The 15,526-nt window shown below is 73.4% G+C and carries 10 protein-coding genes (1 of these 10 running past the window's edge); 7 read left to right on the top strand and 3 right to left on the bottom strand.

Going from position 1 to position 15,526, the window contains the following annotated elements; translation table 11 throughout:
• Positions 1 to 54 precede the first annotated feature (54 nt).
• Positions 55 to 528 (top strand): SMI1/KNR4 family protein, encoded by a 474-nt coding sequence (locus tag MTQ01_RS22100; protein WP_247492578.1) that lies wholly within the window; start codon positions 55 to 57, stop codon positions 526 to 528.
• Positions 529 to 794: 266 nt separating this feature from the next.
• On the opposite strand, the gene MTQ01_RS22095 is transcribed toward MTQ01_RS22100, so the two are convergent.
• On the bottom strand, positions 795 to 1,463 hold the full coding sequence (locus MTQ01_RS22095; protein WP_247492577.1) for a TetR/AcrR family transcriptional regulator: 669 nt from the start codon (positions 1,461 to 1,463) through the stop codon (positions 795 to 797).
• A 117-nt stretch (positions 1,464 to 1,580) separates the two neighbouring features.
• Between MTQ01_RS22095 and MTQ01_RS22090 the strand changes: the two genes are divergently transcribed.
• A complete protein-coding gene (locus tag MTQ01_RS22090; RefSeq protein ID WP_247492576.1) occupies positions 1,581 to 2,594 on the top strand; it encodes a hypothetical protein in 1,014 nt (337 codons plus the stop codon).
• 239 nt (positions 2,595 to 2,833) lie between these two features.
• Here the strand turns inward: MTQ01_RS22090 and MTQ01_RS22085 are convergent, their stop codons facing one another.
• Together MTQ01_RS22085 and MTQ01_RS22080 are read right to left on the bottom strand one after the other, a co-directional pair.
• On the bottom strand, positions 2,834 to 3,712 hold the full coding sequence (locus MTQ01_RS22085; RefSeq protein WP_247492707.1) for an MBL fold metallo-hydrolase: 879 nt from the start codon (positions 3,710 to 3,712) through the stop codon (positions 2,834 to 2,836).
• Positions 3,619 to 5,121, bottom strand: a complete 1,503-nt coding sequence (locus tag MTQ01_RS22080; RefSeq protein WP_247492575.1) for an MFS transporter — start codon at positions 5,119 to 5,121, stop codon at positions 3,619 to 3,621. Before MTQ01_RS22080 ends, MTQ01_RS22085 begins: the two co-directional genes overlap by 94 nt.
• A gap of 148 nt (positions 5,122 to 5,269) precedes the next feature.
• On the opposite strand from MTQ01_RS22080, the gene MTQ01_RS22075 reads away from it, so the two are divergent.
• The 5 genes from MTQ01_RS22075 to MTQ01_RS22055 form a co-directional block, all read left to right on the top strand.
• Positions 5,270 to 5,476, top strand: a complete 207-nt coding sequence (locus tag MTQ01_RS22075) for a hypothetical protein (protein ID WP_247492574.1) — start codon at positions 5,270 to 5,272, stop codon at positions 5,474 to 5,476.
• On the top strand, positions 5,463 to 6,854 hold the full coding sequence (locus MTQ01_RS22070) for an amidase (RefSeq protein WP_247492572.1): 1,392 nt from the start codon (positions 5,463 to 5,465) through the stop codon (positions 6,852 to 6,854). The genes MTQ01_RS22075 and MTQ01_RS22070 overlap by 14 nt, the downstream gene beginning before the upstream one ends.
• A 186-nt stretch (positions 6,855 to 7,040) precedes the next feature.
• Positions 7,041 to 7,661 (top strand): TetR/AcrR family transcriptional regulator, encoded by a 621-nt coding sequence (locus tag MTQ01_RS22065; RefSeq protein ID WP_247492570.1) that lies wholly within the window; start codon positions 7,041 to 7,043, stop codon positions 7,659 to 7,661.
• A 670-nt stretch (positions 7,662 to 8,331) separates the two neighbouring features.
• On the top strand, positions 8,332 to 9,366 hold the full coding sequence (locus tag MTQ01_RS22060) for a GDP-mannose 4,6-dehydratase (protein WP_247492569.1): 1,035 nt from the start codon (positions 8,332 to 8,334) through the stop codon (positions 9,364 to 9,366).
• A gap of 337 nt (positions 9,367 to 9,703) precedes the next feature.
• Positions 9,704 to 15,526, top strand: partial view of a type I polyketide synthase gene (locus MTQ01_RS22055; protein ID WP_247492567.1) — the 5' portion only. 22,731 nt of this gene lie beyond the right edge of the window; the window shows 5,823 of its 28,554 coding nt (coding positions 1-5,823); its start codon is at positions 9,704 to 9,706; its stop codon lies beyond the right edge, outside the window.

Here is a 15,526-nt window from a genome sequence, read left to right as displayed (position 1 = left end):
CGCATCGAAGCCCTGCGGAGACTGCTCCCGCTCGGGGAACCGCGTGGTGCCCGGGTGGACTGGGGGCGGGTGGAGGCCGGGATCGACAGTTCTCTCCCGCGCGACTACAAGGAGTTGATCGACTCCTGCGGTGGCGGGCTGATCGACGAGTACCTGCTGCTGTTCGAACCCGACAGCGGTCACCGCGCCTACGACCTGAAGCGCGCTTTCGACCAGCGGACCGAGGCGAACGAGATCCTCTGGGATCTCGAACCGCCGCCGCCCGAAGTCACGGAGAACGACGCGCGACTGATCCCCTGGGCCACCACCGACAACGGCGAGTACCTGTACTGGGCGGCAGTGAAGGGCGTGCCCCCGGAAGAGTGGCGCGTCCTCATCAACGACGCGAGCAGCACGCTGTGGGAAACGTACGACATGACGTGCACCGAGTTCCTTGCGTCGGCACTCAACCGAGACGTCGTCTCCGGCATCCTGTGGTCGCGATTTCCGCGCGGGGAACACACCTTCAGGCCCGTCCGCGAGATGTGACACCACGTCACCGGTCCGAGGGTGTGCGCCGCCCCGCAGCTCACGCCGCGGCGACCACCTCACACGGCAGCAGTGAAGGTCGTCGAGTGTGTCTTGCTGTCCGGTGAACGCCGGCAACCCCGATGACCCAGGCGACCCCGACAACTGCGGCGACCTGCCGGTGAGTTGATGACGGCGGCGTGCAGCGGCACGTTCCGGTCCACTGCCCGCTCGGCGGGCGCCTGAGCCGGGACGAATTCACGGCCCGGTGTGTCGGTCGACGGCGTCTAATGTCGGTCGACGGCGTCGAGCTGTCGGTCCACGGCGTCGAGTGCGGGCGCGAGCGGGGCCAGTGCCGCGCGGAGTCGGTCGGGCAGCGAGCCGGTGGGTACGACCAGTCCTCCTCCGGCGCCGGATGCACCGGCGGCGCCCGTGTTCGCGCCCGGCTGGAGCCAGCCCTCCAGCGCGATACGAACCGCCGCGGCCACGCTTGCCGCGAGCACGCGGGCGGTCTGCTCGCCGTCCTCACCAAGGCGTTCGGTGAACACCGCCGCGAGCGGGGGCTCGATGCCGCCGGTGGTGTCGAGAAACGCGTCGCGCAGCGAGGGTCGGGCGGTGATCAGCAGCAGCGTCCCGCGTTCGCGCTCGTCGGTGTTCGTGTACTGCTCGACCACCGCGTCGGTGACCGCGTCGGCCAGACGCGCTCCTGCCGGCCGGGCAGCGACTGCCGCCGCGATCCGCGCCTCCCGGTCCGCGGTGACGCCGGAGACGATCGCCTGCTCGCGGCTGGCGAAGTAGTTGTTGTAGGTGCGCGCCGAGACTCCGGCCGCTTCGGCGATGTCCTCGACCCGCACCTGGTCCGGCCCGCGTTCCACGGCCAGGCGCAGGGCCGCCTCCCGCAGCGCCTCGCGCGTGGCCTGTTTCTTCCGCTCACGGAGTCCTGGTGGTGTCGGCACGGTGCCAGCGTCACACACGGAGTTGCGTACGCGCAAACTTGCGTGCACGCACGTTTCTTGTCACTCTCGACCGCCCGAGACCCGACGGAGAGGACGGCACCCGTGCGAGCAAGAGGAATGACCTACGACACCGGGTTCGTCGTGCACGGTCCGACGTCCCGCGAACGCCTCGACCCTGCGGTGGTTCGGCGTGAACTCGCCATCATCCGCGACGACTTGCACTGCAACGCGGTCCAGGTCATCGGTGGCGACCCGGACCGGCTGGAGCTGGCCGCCGGTGTCGCCGCCGATCTCGGCCTGGAGGTGTGGTTCTCGCCCTACCCCCTGGAGCTGGAGCCGGAGCAGATCCTCACGCTCCTGCGCGACTGCGCCGAGCGAGCGGAACGACTCCGGCAGCGGGCGGCTGCCCCGGTCGTGTTCGTCGCAGGCGTCGAACTGAGCGTGATGAACCGCGGGTTCCTGCCCGGGGAGAGCCCCGAGGAGCGGGTCGAGCAGCTGATGAGGCGACACGACCGGCGGGCGGAAGCGATGCGCGAGCTCGGCGTGCGCATCAACGCGTTCCTCTCCGACGCCGCGGCCGCGGTCCGAGAGCGCTTCCGCGGCAGACTCACCTACGCCTCCATCCAGTTCGAGCAGGTCGACTGGACGCCCTTCGACATCGTGACGTTCGAGCTGCTCCGCTCCGCCGAGGTCGCCGACCGGTTCCGGGACGCGGTGCGCACCCTGGCCCGGGGCCCGAAGCCGCTGGCCGTCACCGGGTTCGGCACCGCGGCCTACCGCGGCGCGGGAGACCGCGGTGGGCGGGTGCTCGAAGTGGTCGAGCACGACCCGCGGACCAGGGCCCCTCTGCGGCTGAACGGTGTGTACGAGCGCGACGAGGCCGGTCAGGCCGCGTACCTGAGCGAACTGCTGGAGATCTTCGAGTCCGAGGGCGTGGACAGTGCGTTCGTGTTCCTGTTCGCCCTCGCCGACTACCCGCACCGCCCGGACGGAGACCCCAGGGACGACCTGGACCGAGCCGGCCTGGGCATCGTCAAGATCCTCGAAGGGCGCCGGGGGCGGACCTACCCAGATCTCGGTTGGGAGCCCAAGGCCGCCTTCGCGGCAGTGGCGCAGCGGTATCGGACGTGACGGGCCCATGCGCACGGCGGTGAACGGCTCGGATGTTGCCCGCGAGGCGAGGGCGGCAGCGGTTGCGCGAGGGGCGCGGGTCGGTGACCGGGAACGCCGTCGCCCGGCCTGTCGGTGACGACGAACGAGCGCCGGCGGAGTTCCGCAGCCGCCCCCGGGCGTCCGGCCGCCGACGCCAGGGCGCAGCCCGCGCGTACTCGGTGCCGCTGCCCACCCCGCCCCGGGTGCTCCGGTCCGTCTCAGTCGCCGACGGGTGTGTCTTCCGAGGGGGCCGGGACCAGTCGGTACCCGCCGTCCTCGCGACGGACGTGTCCGGCCGTCGGCGGCGGAAAGTGGCTCCCCAGTAGGAGAGTTGACGTATCGGCCAGTGAGTCGAGCAGCCGGCTCCTGGTTCTGGCCGCGAGTTCGGGAGCGGTGTCCACGCAACTGCACAGCTCCGGATGCGCCATCTGGACCGGGTGGTGGACGCTGTCGCCGGTGATCAACGCGGTCTCGCCCCGGCTGCTCACCTCCACCGCCACCTGCCCCGGTGTGTGGCCGGGGGTGGGCAGCAGGCGGATGCCGGGCGCCACGTCCGTACCCTCGTCCGCGACATCGACGAGGTCGAACAGGCCTGCTTCCCGTACGGGGTGGACCGAGTCCCGGAACATCTGCCGACGCGCCTCCTCCATGTCGACGCCCGCCCAGTGGTCCCACTCGGTGCGTGAGGTGACGTAGCGCGCGTTCGGGAAGGTGGGCACCCAAGTGCCGCCCTCGGCGCGCGTGTTCCACCCGACGTGGTCGGTGTGGAGGTGGGTGAGGATCACGAGGTCGACGTTCTCCGGCGCGAACCCCGCCGCCCGCAGCCGGGCTTCGTAATCGCTGTTCAGGTTGTTCCAGGCGGGGTTGGCGCGTGGCTTCCCGTTGCCGATGCCGGTGTCGACCAGTACGCGCATGCCGTTCGCCTCCAGGGCGAAGCTGTGGCTTGCCAGGCGCAGAAGGCCCTGTTCGTCGGCGAAGTCGGGGCTCAGCCAGGGAGTCCGGCTCACGACGTCGGCGGTTGCCCCGGGCAGCAGCCACGGACCGGTCCGGGCGGGCAGGGCGACTTCGTCGATGCGTCGTACGGTGTGGTCGCCCACCGTCCAGGAAGCGGCTGGGGGAGTGGGGGAGACGGTCGTCTGCGAGGTGATGGACACGGTGTCTTTCCTTGTCTGTTGGGGGCTGCGAGGGCGGAGGTGTCCGGAACGGGTGTGCCGGATGGGGCGGATGTGGGGCTACTCGATGCCGCGCGCGAGCCGGAGCCGGAGTCCGGGGACGGTGTGCGGTGCCGACGGCGACGGCTGCGCAGTGTCGCGGTCAGCGCCGTGACCGAGACGGCCGCCAGTACGGTCACGCAGCCGGCGCAGGACAGTGCTGCCGCACGCAGCCCGAAGCCGGCGGCGAGGGCGCCGGCGCCGACGGCGGGCAGGCTCATCGCCAGGTAGCCGAGCACGTAGTAGGAGGCGAGCGTGCCGCTCCTCTCCCGGGCCGGGACCGAGTCGACGACCGCGCGCAGCGCACCGCGGGAGACCGCTCCGAAGCCGAACCCGGCGAGCGCCGCCCCGGCGAAGAGAAGTACGGGGTTGGCGAGCCAGAGGGCGCCCACGGTCAGAACGGCTGCCGGAACCACCGCGCAGCTCCCGACGAGAGCGGAGACGTCGGTAGGCATTCTGCGCGTGGCGTACACCGTCGGGGCGGCGACGGCCGTCAGTGCGAAGAAGGCCATGCCGTCCGCGTACTCGGGTCCGCCGGGGGAGACGAGTCGGGTGAAGTCCGGCCCCAGGGACGAGTGGAAGCCGCCGAGCGCCCAGACGGCGACGACGCCGGCGCCGTTGAGCAGGAGGGTGCGGGCGGCCTCCGGCGGCAGTGCCGGGCGGGGTCGCAGCGAACGCAGTGCTCCGGGGCGGCGGCGTACGGTCTCGGACGTCCCGACAAGGGCGATGGCCTGCGCGGCGAACACGGCGATGAGGGCCGCGTGGATCGTGATCGTCGGAACCGGGGCGAAGCGCACCGCGAGGGTGGCGGCCAGGACGCCTGCCGCCATGCCCGTCACCGGCGCGATGCTGTTGGCCAGCGCGGGGCGACCGGGCCGGGCGGGGTCCTCCAGGTCGAGGAGAGCCGCACCTGCCGCACCGGTCGCCACACCGGTCGCGATGCCCTGGAGCACGCGGGCGCCGATCAGGGCGGTCAGGCCGTCGGCCGTCGCGAACAGTGCCACGGAGGCGATCTGGACCGCGAGCGCGCCGAGGAGCACGGGGCGCCGTCCGACGTGGTCGGAAAGGCTTCCGGTCGTCAGCAGTGCGATCAGGAGTGCCAGCGCGTAGGCGCTGAAGACCACGGTGATGTCGAGGGACGACAGCTGCCACTGGGCCTGGTAGCGGGGGTACAGCGGGGTCGGGGCGCTGGACGCGGCGAGCAGCGCGATCAGGATCGAGGTGTGCAGGGCGAACGACAGGCGCCGGGACGAGGGGGTGCGGGGAGGGGTGCGGCCCGCGGGGAGGCTCTGCATGAGGCCCTTCCCGTGCTAAAAGCGATTGGTTTGCGTTAAGTCACCGTAGGTCCTACGGTCGACCAAACGCAAACGATTCGCTTTTGCGGTGGGTCGGGGGCTCTGCTCCAGCCCTGGTCCGTCGTGTGCGCAGACCCGGAAGGAAGTCATGACCAGCGAACTCACTCCCCAGGAGGCAGCCCGAGGGGCGCTGCGGGCGGGGCTCCCTCTCGAGAGCGGCCGAACCGAAGCGGTGGCGATGACGGCGAACCACATCCACTCCGTGATCAGCACCCTGCGCGAGCTCGACCTCGGCGAGACCCCTCCCGCGTTCGCCTTCCGAGCCGGAGAGGGGAACGCCGATGCAGCCCTTTGAGCTGTCCCTGACCGAGGCCTCCCGCGCGGTGCGCGCACGGGAGCTGTCACCCGTCGAACTCACCGAATCCGTGCTCGCCCGCATTGCCGCGGTCGAGGGGCGACTGGGTGCCTACGTCTCCGTCGCCGCCGATACGGCCCTGGCCGCGGCCGCCCGCGCCGAGAACGAGATCTCCGGAAGCGGGCCGCGCGGGCCGCTGCACGGAATCCCCGTGGCGCTCAAGGACCTGATCGACGCGGAGGGGGTGCCGACCACGGCGAGCTCACGCGTCCGGGCAGGTCACGTGGCGGAACGCGACAGCGCAGTGGCCGAGCGGCTGCGCGCTGCCGGGGCCGTCCTCCTGGGCAAGACGCACACGCACGAGTTCGCCTACGGCCTCGTCACTCCGCAGACGCACAACACCTGGGACCACAGCCGGATCGCGGGCGGTTCGAGCGGCGGCTCGGCGGTGGCTGTCGCTGCCGGCGGGGCGACGTTCGCCATGGGTACGGACACGGGCGGTTCCATCCGGGTCCCCGCGGCGCTGAACGGCGTGGTGGGCCTCAAACCGACCTACGGGCTGGTCCCGCGCACCGGCGTGACCTCGCTGTCCTGGTCCCTGGACCATGTGGGCCCGCTCGCCCGCACCGCCGCGGACGTCTCGCTGGTGCTGCCGGCGATCGCCGGCCACGACCCGCACGACCCGGCGAGCGTGCCCGGGCCGGTGCTCGACCGCTTCCCCGGGGGCGACCTGCGAGGACTGAGGGTCGGCGTACCGCGGAACCACTACTTCGACCGCGTCGCGCCCGAGGTCGAGGAGTCCGTGCGCGCCGCGATCGGGCGGCTGGTGGAGCTGGGGGCGGAGCCGGTCGATGTCGAGATCCCGATGGCTCGGTACGTTCAGGCCGTTCAGTGGGGGCTGATGGTTCCCGAGGCCACCGCGTACCACGAGCGGTCGCTGCGGGCCGTCCCCGACCTGTACGCGGCGGACGTTCGCCTCCTGCTGGAGGCCGGTGAACTCACCTCCGCCGGCGACTACCTGCGTGCCCAGCGGGCCCGCGCGGCGATGCGGGACGCCTGGGCCCGCATGTTCGACGGAATCGACGTCCTCGCCGCGCCGACGGTGCCGATGACGGCGGTCGAGGCGGGGCAGGAAACCGTCGAGTGGGCCGACGGCACGAGCGAAGCCGTGTCGGACGCCTGCGTCCGCCTCTGCGCCCCGGCCAACGTCACCGGCGTCCCGGCCCTGACCGTGCCGGTCGGTCGCGACCGCGCCGGACTGCCGATCGGCATGCAGCTGATGGCGCGCCCCTTCGGCGACGCGACGGTGCTCCGCGTGGGCCGGGCGTACGAGGAGGCGGTGGCCGGCGCGGGACGGGTCGTTCCGCTCGCCGCCTGAAGGGCGTTCCGGCCGGGTGTGTGGTCGCGTCGCCGCGAGAGGTGCCCGGTCGTTGCGAGAGGTGTCCGAGGTGTGTCCGAGGGGTGCCCGCCCCGCCCGGGCATCCCTCGCGGCCCGCGGGTCGACGACCTCTGCCACCGCCTGGAAGCCGCCTAGAAGCAACGGAGTCGCATTAGGGTGGATCGTATGAGTCCCAAGCCCATGGTCCGCCCCGGCGGGCGCAGCGCGCGCGTCCAGAAGGCAGTCCACACAGCGGTGAACGAACTCGTGGGGGAGGTGGGCCGCGACGCACTCACGGTCCCGATGGTGGCCGGCCGCGCGGGCGTGACCCCCTCCACCGTCTACCGTCGCTGGGGCGATCTGCAGGAGCTCCTGTCCGACGTGGCCGTCGAACGGCTCCGGCCGGAGACGGAACCGGCCGACCGCGGAAGCCTGCGGGCCGATCTCGACGCGTGGGCGGAGCAGTTCCTCGACGAGATGTCCTCGCCGCCCGGACGCGCCTACATCCGGGACGCCCTGCTCGGCGACCCCGACGGAACCAACGCCGGCCAGTGTTCGGCGTATGCCGCGGAGCAGATCGACGCGGTGCTGGCCCGAGCGGCTCAGCGCGGGGAGCCGGTGCCCGAGACGGAACTGCTGATCGACCGTCTCGTGGCACCGATCATGTACCGCATCCTCTTCCGTCCCGGCCGAGAGGACGCCGCGTACGCGCGCGAGCTGGTGACCAACGCCGTGGGTGCCCAACCGGCCGAGGCCGATGCCGATGCCGAGGCCGCCGGCCGGGCGAAGCAGAACGCCGACGACTGACCGCTCCGCCCGGCCCGCGGCCCTGCCACCGGCCGTGAAGGCCCCGGTTCGTCGCTGCCCGGAAGGATCGCCCGGCCCCGTGCCCGCCTCGCCCGTGCGGAACGGCGTTCCCGCGCCGTCAGGCGTACGGCCGGCCGGGGCGGCGAAGCCCGGGCTGCGGCTCGGAGGTTGGGCGGTGCCGCAGGCCCGGCGGGCCGCGCGGCCGCTGAGGACCGGACTGCGGGGAGGGGTGTCGGCGGGGTCGGCCGGTCCGGGGTGGCGCGGGGTCCGAGGTGCAAGTCCCGGTGCTGAACGGGCGGTTGCCGCGCGTCGTACCGCGGGCGGGCCTGCGGCACGGGTGGGCGACGGGTGGTGGGGCGCGGGCCGGGCGACGGTGGGGGGACGGGTCGTCTCAAAGCGGGATGTGGGCCTGTATTTCGCCCGGGTGTGGGCGGCCCGAAAAAAAATTCCCGTGCCGCGGAAGACTCGCAAATTCCTTAGCTTTGCCCGTGCTTGCATGGCGCGACGAGGACGGCTCGTGAGCGCAGTCAGGCGTCTGGTGTTCCTGCGATGGACGATGCTCTGGCCGCCGGCCCGGGCACGACAGCACGCGCTGGGTGTCGATCGGTCCGCCCCGCGGGTGCGGGCTCCCGCCCAACCGGTCCTCACCGTGGCGGTGGAAAGAGGGAAGATGTCCAAGCGTGCACTGATCACCGGAATCACCGGCCAGGACGGTTCGTACCTGGCCGAACACCTGCTGGGCCAGGGCTACCAGGTCTGGGGGCTGTGCCGGGGACAGGCCAACCCCCGGAAGGACCGGATAGCCAAGCTGATCCCCGGCCTGTCCTTCGTGGACGGCGACCTGATGGACCAGGGCAGCCTGGTGTCGGCCGTGGACCTGGTCCAGCCCGACGAGGTCTACAACCTGGGCGCCGTCTCGTTCGTACCGATGTCCTGGCAGCAGCCCGAGCTGGTCACCGAGGTGAACGGCACCGGCGTGCTGCGCATGCTGGAGGCGGTCCGCATCGTCTCGGGCCTCAGCAAGTCCACCGGCAGCACCGGAGGCGGGCAGATCCGCTTCTACCAGGCGTCGTCCTCCGAGATGTTCGGACAGGTGGCGGAGAGCCCGCAGCGGGAGACGACCTTCCTGCACCCGCGCAGCCCCTACGGAGTGGCGAAGACGTTCGGCCACTACATCACCCGCAACTACCGCGAGTCGTACGGGATGTACGGGGTGTCCGGCATCCTCTTCAACCACGAGTCCCCGCGCCGGGGCGCCGAGTTCGTGACTCGCAAGATCTCCCTGGCGGTGGCGCAGATCAAGCTCGGCCTGATGGACAAGCTGAGCCTGGGCAACCTCGACGCCCAGCGCGACTGGGGCTTCGCCGGCGACTACGTGCGCGCCATGCACCTGATGCTCCAGCAGGACGAGCCCGGCGACTACGTGGTGGGCACCGGTGCCATGCACAGCGTCAGGGACGCGGCCCGTATCGCCTTCGACCACGTCGGTCTCGACTGGGAGGAGCATGTGGTCGTCGATCCCGATCTGGTTCGCCCGGCCGAGGTCGAGACCCTGTGCGCTGACCCCTCCGCGGCCCGCCGGGAGCTGGGCTGGGAGCCCGAGGTCGACTTCGAGGAACTCATGCGCATGATGGTCGAGTCCGACCTGCAGCAGGCGTCCCGCGAGCGCGACTACAGCCGTCTGCTGTCCACCGTCACCTGGTAGGAGCCCGGCCGGGCCCGTACCCGCATCCGCTCCCGCTTCCGAGGAGGTCCGCACGCGCCCGCGTGCGGACCTCCTCGCGTCCGGGCCCCCGAACTCTCGCGTCCGGGCCCCCGAACTCTCGCGTCCGGGGCCCCGAAGTGCCGTCACAGACTAGGGATTTCCAAAGACGGAGCGTCGCAGACTGAGCCCATGATCTGCGGAACCGTGTGCACGGCACGCGCCCATGGCGGGTGCCCCGGCGAAGCGGCCCGGGCCGCACGAGGTCACCCCAGTCGCCAGGTGCCCGCGCCGAACCACCAGCCGTCCGCCGGTCTTCTCCCAGATGGGTTGCGTTGATATGGACAAGGAACACAAGCTCCGGGATTACCTCAAGCGGGCGAGCGCCGATCTGAAGCGCTCCCGGCAGCGGGTGAGCGAGCTGGAGGCGGCGGCCAACGAGCCCATCGCGATCGTCGGCATGAGCTGCCGCTACCCGGGCGGCGTCACCAGCCCGGAGGAGCTGTGGCGCATGCTCGTCGCGGGCGAGGACGGCATCACCGCGATGCCGGACGACCGCGGCTGGGAAGCGGCCATCGGTGACGGGCCGGCCGACTTCGCCGGCGGTTTCCTCCACGACGCGCCCGCCTTCGACCCGGACTTCTTCGGCATCTCGCCCCGCGAGGCGCTGTCCATGGACCCGCAGCAGCGGCTGCTCCTGGAGACCGGCTGGGAGGCCTTCGAACGGGCCGGCATCGACCCCGCCGGAGTCCGCGGCTCCCGTACCGGCATGTTCGTCGGCGCCATGCCCCAGGACTACCGGGTCGGCCCCGAGGACGACGTCCAGGGCTTCCAGCTCACCGGCAACGCGACCAGCATCCTGTCCGGGCGGCTCTCGTACTTCTTCGGCGCCGTCGGCCCCGCCGTCACCGTCGACACCGCCTGCTCCTCGTCTCTCGTCGCGCTGCACCTGGCCGCGCAGTCGCTGCGTGCGGGGGAGTGCACGACGGCGCTCGCCGCGGGCGTCACCGTGATGGCGAGCCCCACCACCTTCGTCGAGTTCGCCCGGCAGGGCGGCCTCGCCGGCGACGGCCGCTGCAAGTCCTTCGCCGACGCGGCCGACGGCACCGGCTGGTCCGAGGGTGTCGGAGTCCTCGTCCTGGAGCGGCTCTCCGACGCACGTCGCCGCGGGCGCCACATCCTGGCCGTGGTGCGCGGCTCCGCCGTCAACCAGGACGGCGCCTCCAACGGCCTCACCGCGCCCAACGGCCCCTCCCAGCAGCGCGTCATCGAGTCCGCCCTCGTCAACGCCCGCCTCAGCGGCGCCGATGTGGACGTCGTCGAGGCGCACGGCACCGGAACCGTCCTGGGCGACCCCGTAGAGGCGCAGGCGCTGCTCGCCACCTACGGTCAGAGCCGCGACCCCGAACGGCCGCTGCTGCTCGGCTCGGTGAAGTCCAACATCAGCCACACCCAGGCCGCCGCGGGCGTCGCGGGCGTCATCAAGATGGTCATGGCGATGCGCCACGACCTGCTGCCCCGCACCCTGCACGTCGACCGGCCCTCCAGCCACGTCGACTGGACCGAGGGCGCCGTACGCCTCCTGACCGAGGACGCGCCCTGGCCCCGCCGCGAGGGCGCCCCGCGCCGGGCCGGCGTCTCCTCCTTCGGCCTCTCCGGCACCAACGCGCACACCATCATCGAAGAGGCCCCGTACGAGGCGCCCGTCGAGCCCGACGCGCCCGCCGTCGAGCCCGGCGCACTGCCCTGGCTGCTGTCCGGACGGACCCCCGAGGCGCTGCGCGCCCAGGCCGCCCGTCTCCTGGACCACCTCACCGCCCACCCCGCGCTCCCCGCCCTGGACGTCTCGCACGCCCTGGCCACCACCCGCTCCGCCCTGGAGCACCGAGCCGCGCTGACCACCGCCGACCGCGACACCGCGGTCGCCGCCCTGACCGCGCTCGCCGCCGGGACCGACCCCGCCGACGTGCCCGGCCTCTCCGCCCACCAGCTCCGCGGCCGCACCAAGCTCGCCGTGCTCTTCTCCGGCCAGGGCTCCCAGCGTCCCGGCATGGGTCGTGAGCTCTACGCCCGTTTCCCCGTCTTCGCCACCGCGCTCGACGAGATCCTCGGCCACCTCGACGCCGGACTCGACCGCCCGCTGCGCCCCCTGATGTTCGCCGAGCCGGGGAGCCCCGAGGCGGCTCTCCTGGACCGCACCGGCTACGCCCAACCCGCCCTGTTCGCCCTCGAAGTGGCCCTCTACCGGCTCGTCGAGTCCTGGGGCGTCACCCCCGCCCACGTCACCGGGCACTCCGTCGGCGAGATCGCCGCCGCCCACGTCGCCGGGGTCTTCTCCCTCGCCGACGCCTGCGCGCTCGTCGTCGCCCGCGGCAGCCTCATGCAGGCCCTGCCCGAGGGCGGCGCCATGGTCTCCGTCGAGGCCGGCGAGGACGAGGTGGCGCCGTTCCTCGCCGACCACCCGGGACGGGTGTCGATCGCCGCCGTCAACGGCCCCTCGGCCGTGGTCGTGGCGGGTGCCGAGGACGCCGTCGAGGACATCGCCGCGCGGGTCGCCGCTCTCGACGGGGGCCGCCGCACGCGTCGTCTGAAGGTCTCGCACGCCTTCCACTCCCCGCTCATGGAGCCGATGCTGGAGCCGTTCCGCGCGATCGTCGCCGGACTCTCCCCGCAGGCACCCACCCTGCCCGTAGTCTCCAACCTGACCGGGGCGCCCGCCACGGTCGAGCAGCTGACCTCCGCCGACTACTGGACCGACCACGTCCGCCGGGCCGTTCGCTTCGCCGACGGCATCGACTGGCTGGCCGGACACGGCACCGGCGTCTTCCTCGAACTCGGCCCCGACGCCACCCTCGCCGCCCTCACCCGTACCGTCCTCGACGCGGCCGGGCACCAGGACGCGGCCGTGCTGCCGGCCCTGCGCAAGGACCGCCCCGAGGCCGCCACCCTCACCGAGACCGCCACCGGACTGCACCTGTGGGGCACCGCCGTGCGCTGGCAGCGCTGGTTCGACGGCACCGGCGCCCGCCGCGCCGACCTGCCCACCTACGCCTTCCAGCACCGCCGCTTCTGGCCCAAGGCCGTCTCCGGGCTCACCGGCGACATGCGTTCGGCCGGCCTCGGCGCCGCCCACCATCCGCTGCTCGCCGCCGCCGTCACCCTCGCCAACTCCGACGGCATGCTCCTGACCGGCCGCCTCTCGGTGCGCACCCACCCCTGGCTCGGCGACCACGCCGTGCGCGGCACCGTTCTGCTCGCCGGAACCGCCTTCCTCGAACTGGCAGTTCGCGCGGGCGACGAGGTCGGCTGCGACCGCGTCGAGGACCTCACCCTCGCCGCGCCCCTCGCGCTGCCCGAGGACGGCGGCGTGCAGGTCCAGGTCTGGATCGGCAGCCCCGACGAGACCGGCCGGCGCCCCCTGAGCCTGTACTCCCGCCCCGACGGCGACGACGACCGGCCGTGGACCCAGCACGCCGAGGGCACCCTCGCCGGCGGCGCCCACCGCGCCGAGGACGCCGACGGATTCGCCGCCGTCTGGCCGCCCGCCGACGCCGAGGCCGTCGACCTCGACGGCTTCTACGACGGCCTCGCCGAGGCCGGTTTCGGCTACGGCCCCGCCTTCCGCGGTCTGCGCGCCGTGTGGCGGCGCGGCGAGGAGACCTTCGCCGAGGTCGCACTCGACGCCGGACCCGCGGGCGACGCAGCCCAGTTCGGGCTGCACCCCGCACTGCTCGACGCAGCCCTGCACGCCACCGCCCTCGCCCCGCTCGGCGAGGACGCCCGCGGCGGGCTGCCCTTCGCCTGGCAGGACGTCACCCTGCACGCGAGCGGCGCCGCCGAGGTCCGCGTCCGCATCACCCCCGCCGGTGACGACGCCGTCGCGCTCGCCGTCGCCGACACCACCGGTACGCCCGTCGCCTCCGTCGGCTCCCTCGTCCTGCGCTCCGCGCCCGACGCCCGCGCCGCCGCCTCCGCGCTGGAGCGCGACGCTCTCTTCGCCCTCGACTGGACCCGCCACGCCGGTCCCGCCGACGCCGCCCTCCCGGCCGCCGTGACGCTGCTCGGCAGCGACCCGTACGGGCTCGGCGCAGCCCTCGGCGCCGCGGGCACCGAACTCGGCGCCTCCGACGCAGAGACCCCCGGTCTCGCCCTCGTGCAGGTCGCGCCGGGCACGGACGACGTCCCCGCCGCCGTGCACACCGTCACCGCGAGCGCCCTCGGCCGGATCCAGGAGTGGCTGGCCACCGCGTCGAACCAGGACCGGCTGGTCTTCGTCACCCGCGGCGCGGTCGCCGCGGGCGGCAGCGAGCTCACCGATCCGGCCGCCGCCGCCGTCTGGGGCCTGGTCCGCTCCGCGCAGGCCGAACACCCGCACCGCTTCGGCCTGTTGGACCTCGACCCCGCCGCGGACGCCCCCGACCTCGACGCGCTCGCCGTCGCGCTGGCCGCCGAGGAACCGCAGACCGCCGTACGCGCCGGTGCCGTCCTCGCCGCCCGTCTCACCCGGGTCCGCCCCGGCACCGAAGGCACCGCCGCCGCCTGGAACCCGGACGGCACCGTCGTCATCACCGGCGGCACCGGCGGTCTCGGCGCCGTCCTCGCCGACCACCTCGTCACCGCGCACGGCGTCCGCCGCCTCGTGCTGGCCGGACGGCGCGGACCCGACGCGCCCGGTGCCGCCGAACTCGCCGCCGCGCTGCGCGAGTCGGGCGCCGAGGTCACCCTCGCCGCCTGCGACGTCGCCGAAGCTGACGACGTGGCACGGCTGTTCGCCGCCGTGCCGGCGGAACACCCCGTCACCGCCGTGGTGCACACCGCCGGCACCCTGGACGACGGCACCGTCGAGACCCTCACCGCCGAACGCCTCACCGCCGTCCTGCGGCCTAAGGCCGACGCCGTCTGGCACCTGCACCGTGCCACCCGCGACCTCGACCTCGCCGCGTTCGTCGTCTTCTCCTCTCTCGCCGGCACCACCGGCGCCCCCGGCCAGGCCAACTACGCGGCGGGCAACGCCTTCCTGGACGCCCTCGCCCAGCAGCGCCGCGACGCGGGACTGCCCGGCCTCTCCCTCGGCTGGGGCCCCTGGGTCCCCACCGGCGGCATGACCGGCGACCTCGCCGAGCGGGACCTGGAGCGCATGTCCCGCTCCGGCACGCCCCCGCTCACCGCCGAACAGGGCCTCGCCCTCTTCGACGCAGCCCTCGCGCTGCCCCGCGCCGCCGTCCTGCCGGTCCGCCTGGACCTCGCGGCGCTGCGCGGCCGGGGCGAGGTGCCCCCGCTGCTGCGCGGCCTGATCCGCGGACGCGCCCGCCGCACCGTGCGCACCGGCTCCGAGGCCGCGCTCGGCCTCGCCCAGCGGCTCGCCCGGCTCGACGACGAGGCCCGCACCGAGACCGTCGTCGAGCTGGTCCGCACCCAGACCGCCGCCGTCCTCGGCCACGCCTCCGCGACCGACATCGACCCCGAACGGCCCTTCCAGGACCTCGGGTTCGACTCCCTGACCGCCGTCGAGCTGCGCAACCGCCTGGCCGCCGCCACCGGTCTGCGCACCTCCGCGACCGTCATCTTCGACTACCCGACCGTCGCCGCTCTCGCCGCGCATCTTCTGGAGGAGCTGAGCGACGCCCCCGAGCCGAGTGCGCCCGCCACGGCTCCGAAGCCCCGCGCCACCGCCGACGACCCGATCGTCATCGTCGGCATGAGCTGCCGCTACCCCGGCGGCGTCAGCTCGCCCGACGACCTGTGGCGCCTGGTCACCGAGGGCACCGACGCCATCGGCGGCCTCCCCGTCAACCGCGGCTGGGACCTCGACGGGCTCTACCACCCCGACCCCGACCACCCCGGCACCTCCTACACCCGCTACGGCGGATTCCTGCACGACGCGGGCGAGTTCGACGCCGGGTTCTTCGGGATGAGCCCCCGCGAGGCGCTCGCCACCGACTCCCAGCAGCGGCTGCTCCTGGAGGCGTCCTGGACCGCCGTCGAACACGCCGGGATCGACCCGGTCGCGCTGCGCGGCAGCCAGACCGGCGTCTTCGCGGGCGTCATGTACAGCGACTACTCGGCGACCCTCGCCGACGAACGCTTCGAGGGGCACCAGGGCAGCGGCACCGCTCCCAGCATCGCCTCCGGCCGGGTCTCCTACGCGCTGGGCCTCGAAGGC

Origin of the sequence: Streptomyces sp. XM4193, assembly GCF_023072595.1 — a bacterium.
Lineage (GTDB): Bacteria > Actinomycetota > Actinomycetes > Streptomycetales > Streptomycetaceae > Streptomyces.
Note: the sequence above shows the minus strand (reverse complement) of the source record. Positions and strands in the feature narration are given on the sequence as shown.

Excerpts from the sequence above, each read along its gene's own strand:
- MTQ01_RS22090 (WP_247492576.1), top strand. The coding sequence starts at position 1,581 with ATGACCTACGACACCGGGTTCGTCGTGCACGGTCCGACGTCCCGCGAA.
- MTQ01_RS22080 (WP_247492575.1), bottom strand. The coding sequence starts at position 5,121 with ATGCAGAGCCTCCCCGCGGGCCGCACCCCTCCCCGCACCCCCTCGTCC.
- MTQ01_RS22075 (WP_247492574.1), top strand. The coding sequence starts at position 5,270 with ATGACCAGCGAACTCACTCCCCAGGAGGCAGCCCGAGGGGCGCTGCGG.
- MTQ01_RS22070 (WP_247492572.1), top strand. The coding sequence starts at position 5,463 with ATGCAGCCCTTTGAGCTGTCCCTGACCGAGGCCTCCCGCGCGGTGCGC.
- MTQ01_RS22065 (WP_247492570.1), top strand. The coding sequence starts at position 7,041 with ATGAGTCCCAAGCCCATGGTCCGCCCCGGCGGGCGCAGCGCGCGCGTC.
- MTQ01_RS22060 (WP_247492569.1), top strand. The coding sequence starts at position 8,332 with ATGTCCAAGCGTGCACTGATCACCGGAATCACCGGCCAGGACGGTTCG.